This window comes from Planktothrix sp. FACHB-1355, from assembly GCF_014748295.1.
Classification (GTDB): Bacteria; Cyanobacteriota; Cyanobacteriia; order Cyanobacteriales; family Aerosakkonemataceae; genus Aerosakkonema; species Aerosakkonema funiforme_A.
Window position 1 is genome coordinate 1 of record NZ_JACJUP010000699.1, and the last position, 3,742, is coordinate 3,742.

6 protein-coding genes are annotated in these 3,742 nt (G+C 42.0%); all 6 read left to right on the forward strand.

The genetic code is table 11. The features are described from left to right. Window positions 1-166 precede the first annotated feature (166 nt). The gene (locus tag H6S82_RS23285) at window positions 167-709 is read left to right on the forward strand and encodes a hypothetical protein (protein ID WP_190474213.1); all 543 of its coding nucleotides are present in this window, start codon (window positions 167-169) and stop codon (window positions 707-709) included. Continuing rightward, window positions 706-1,779 carry a hybrid sensor histidine kinase/response regulator gene (locus H6S82_RS23290; protein WP_190474214.1) on the forward strand — a complete coding sequence of 358 codons (1,074 nt, stop codon included), beginning with the start codon at window positions 706-708 and terminating at the stop codon, window positions 1,777-1,779. The genes H6S82_RS23285 and H6S82_RS23290 overlap by 4 nt, the downstream gene beginning before the upstream one ends. A gap of 44 nt (window positions 1,780-1,823) precedes the next feature. Further along, the gene (locus H6S82_RS23295) at window positions 1,824-2,558 is read left to right on the forward strand and encodes a response regulator transcription factor (protein WP_190474215.1); all 735 of its coding nucleotides are present in this window, start codon (window positions 1,824-1,826) and stop codon (window positions 2,556-2,558) included. Between the two features lie 118 nt (window positions 2,559-2,676). Continuing rightward, on the forward strand, window positions 2,677-2,949 hold the full coding sequence (locus H6S82_RS23300; protein ID WP_242057081.1) for a hypothetical protein: 273 nt from the start codon (window positions 2,677-2,679) through the stop codon (window positions 2,947-2,949). A 62-nt stretch (window positions 2,950-3,011) separates the two neighbouring features. Then, window positions 3,012-3,344: a XisI protein gene (locus H6S82_RS23305; protein ID WP_190474217.1), complete on the forward strand. Its 333-nt coding sequence runs from the start codon at window positions 3,012-3,014 to the stop codon at window positions 3,342-3,344. Between the two features lie 91 nt (window positions 3,345-3,435). Beyond that, window positions 3,436-3,742, forward strand: a 307-nt coding sequence (locus H6S82_RS23310) for a hypothetical protein (protein WP_191056783.1), incomplete at its 3' end; no start/stop codon positions are given.

Consider the following 3,742-nt stretch of genomic DNA (forward strand, 5'->3'; position numbering starts at 1 on the left):
ACTTTAGAAATAGAAGCCATCTTAAAAATTCTAACTAGCGGCAGCAATGAATAAAAAATCATCTTTTCGGTAGAACTCACTCAATCTGAGCAGTTGATAATTTGGGTTTTTAGAGACGAAAAAAACAAACGGCAATTCGGATCAAATCCTGTAAAGGTTCATTACTATGTCGCCAGCTAACATTCTCTCAAACCATAAGCTACTTCCTAGAACAGCCCATTTAGTAACTCCAACTGACTATCTCACAGAATTCGAGCAAGTTCTAAACTCCCTCGTCCAAGTTTGGCATAATTATCAGCCGGACGATTCGCTAGCAGATAAAAGAAAACAAGACCTAGAGTGGCTGAAATCAAAGCTGCGCTATTATCGGCTCAACATTCACAACTCATCCAATAGTCAGAAGTTTTGGCAAGGCTTCATGGCAGGCAAAAATAGTCGAAGAATTTTATCAGATCGAACTTCCAAATCCCTCGGAAAAATTTTATTCGGAGCTTTAAAATCTCAACAAATCTACGACTTAGGCTCGGAAGTCGGATGGTGCTATGCTCGATTGAAAGACTACTTACAGCGAATTAAAAAACAGCGAAAGTTAGAAGAAGCGCAAAAGCATCACGATTATCAAAAAATTTCTAGCTTAATCCACCGAACAGATGATACGGACTCACTATTAAGTGTCGGCTGGGTGGGAGAAAGGAAATCCAGCAAATGAAAAATAAGCCTAGCAAAATTTTGGCAGTTGATGATGTAGCCGATAACTTATTTATGATCCAAACCATCCTTTCAGAAGAAGGCTACCACGTCAGTACGAGTGACAACGGACTAGATGCGATCGCAAGTATCGAAGCATCGCCACCAGATTTAATCCTTCTGGATGTGATGATGCCTCATGTTGACGGTTACGAAGTGACTTTCAGAATTCGCTCTAATACTCAACTGCCTTTTATTCCAATTCTGCTTGTTACGGCTGACGATTCAACGAATATAGCAGATGGGCTGGATTTGGGTGCTGATGATTTCGTCTGCAAACCAATTGAAGTGCAAGAATTATTGGCTCGCGTCCGCAGTCTTCTCAGGTTGAAACATAGCATCGATGCGATGCAGGAAATGACAAGGGCGAAAGAGGATTTTGTTTCGCGTCTTACCCACGATCTGCGAACGCCATTAGTAGCAGCCGATCGAATGTTGTCTCTACTCTACCGAGGGAAATTTGGGGAACTGCCAAGTCAGGCGGTAGAAGCAATAACGACAGTCAGCGATAGCAATGAAAATTTACTCGCATTAGTCAATACTCTATTGGAGGTACATCGATTTGAAGCTGGATGTAAGAGATTAGCGATCGCACCTTTCAACCTTAACAAGATGATTCGAGACGTGGTAAAAGAACTAGAACATCTGGCTGTTGAAAAAAATCTGTCTTTAATTTATGAAGATACAACTCCAATCAAAATTAAGGGAGACTGTATCGAACTCCGCCGAGTGATAACCAACTTAGTCGGAAATGCGATTAAGTTCACCGATATCGGTCAGGTAAAAATTGCTGTTCGTCAAGATACTGAATCCGTAAGCATTAGCGTAGAAGATACTGGGCCAGGTATTAGACCTTCAGAGCAAACTATGCTGTTTGAAAGATTTCGTACTGGAAATCATGCTGGGGCTGGCTGTGGTTTAGGATTGCATCTATCCCGTCGGATTGTGGAAGCTCACAAGGGTAGTATTCAGGTTAAATCAACAGTAAGTAAAGGTAGCGTGTTTACGGTTCACCTTCCTAATTCAATCTAACCACTTGTTTCGAGAGTATTCTCATCCTTTTTTAGGAGACAACTATGGACAACAAGATTAGTGTCGCTTTAATTGAAGACCATCATTTAACTAGATCTGGAATCAAAGCAGCTTTAAAGGATTGTGAAGATATCGAATTTGTTGGGGAAGCTGCTAACGGCTTACAAGGTATAACCCTGCTAGAAAAAACGCCGCCAGATGTAGCAATAGTCGATATAGGCTTACCGGGATTAGTCGATGGAATCGAATTAACCAAGAGGTTTAAAGAGTTTATCAAAGCTAAAACTTCAAACCTTGACAAACAGCCAAAAGTTCTGATTTTAACGATGCAGGATAATGAGGATTCCGTGCTGGCAGCTTTTGCAGCGGGAGCAGATTCTTACTGCATGAAAAATGTTATGTTTGAGAAACTGGTGGATGCAATTGTCGAAACTCACTCAGGCGCAAATTGGATCGATTCATCTATTGCCAGAATTGTTTTGACAAGAATAGATAATCCTTTTGAAGAAGCTGCCATTCCCGCTGGTGTTCCAACTATCTCAATTCATGCTTTAAATCCAGAAGACAAAGAGTTACTTACGGTTAATCCTTTGACTCAACGAGAGAGGGATGTAATCCAGTTAATTGTGGAAGGGTACAGTAACGAAGAAATTTGCGGGGAACTTCATATTTCACTGGGTACTGTGAAAACTCACGTCCGTAATATTTTAACCAAGTTATCTTGTGACGATCGCACTTCTGCTGCTGTTCGCGCCCTTCGTGCTGGTTTGGTTAACTAGAGTTGCGGTAATAACCCACGCTATGCGAATGCGCTTTGGCGCTAACGCGCACGCATAGCGATCGCAATTTTCCAACATGGGTTGCAATATGGTACGCTCAAGAGCCGGACATCGATCTATGTTAAGGTGTGAGGAAGTGATTCCAGAATTTGATGAAAACGGCAATCTGCCACCTGGAGTGCATTTTTGCGAATGGGAAGAGTTTGTAGAACGATTCGGAACCAACGATCTGAGGTTGCGCTTAATGCGTGGGCTGCGAATGGCAATGGAACAACTCAAAGCAGCTGGTTGTCGCACAATTTATATCAATGGTAGCTTTGTTACTTGGCGATCGCACTTTAGTGTAAGCATGGCTAATAAAAACTGTTTATTAGCATTGTTGCGGGTATGAATTTAACTACAACCGAATCAATACGAACTTTGCGACAGTCCGATTAGAGAGGAAATTGTACTATGGAAATAGAGAAATATAAAGAATTAATTAAATCAATTATCGAAAAACATAGTCAGTGCGATAGCGACGATTGCGAAGTGGAAACTCAAATTGCTTTCGATGTCGATCGCGATCGCTATCTGATGTTTCATGTCGGGTGGCGTGGAGAAAGACGAGTGTTTGGATGTGTTATTCACATTGAGATTAGAGAGGGAAAAATTTGGATTCAACGAGATGGAACTGAGGTGGGGATAGCGAATGAGTTAATTGAAGCTGGAGTGCCTAAGTCTGATATCGTGCTAGGATACAGGTCGCCTTATATGCGGAAGTTTACAGAATTGGCGGTGGGGTAGTAATGAAATTAGAGAGGCGATCGCGTTTCTTCTGGTAATTGCAGCTTTCTTGGGTATCATATAGTCTTGTCTTCTCTTTATCTGGGGCATAATGGCCAAATTACCAGAGCAAACTTTAACTACTATCTTTTACTTGCAGCGACGGTTGGTAGAACTGATTGATGAAGCCAAAGCTACAGAGTTCGGCATATTTGAACGGTTTGGGGAGAATGAGGCAACCCTACCAGAATTAGATCAGATGCAGAGTAGTGTCGAGAGACTAAGAATGCCTTATTCGCGTTTGCATACCTTGGCGCTGGGAATAGCTGAATACCAGCCGCTCGCTCCTGATGCTATGCTGAACTTATTGGCTCAAACCATTCAGCAAACTGAGGCATTAATCGGTGCTGTAGAGGCAA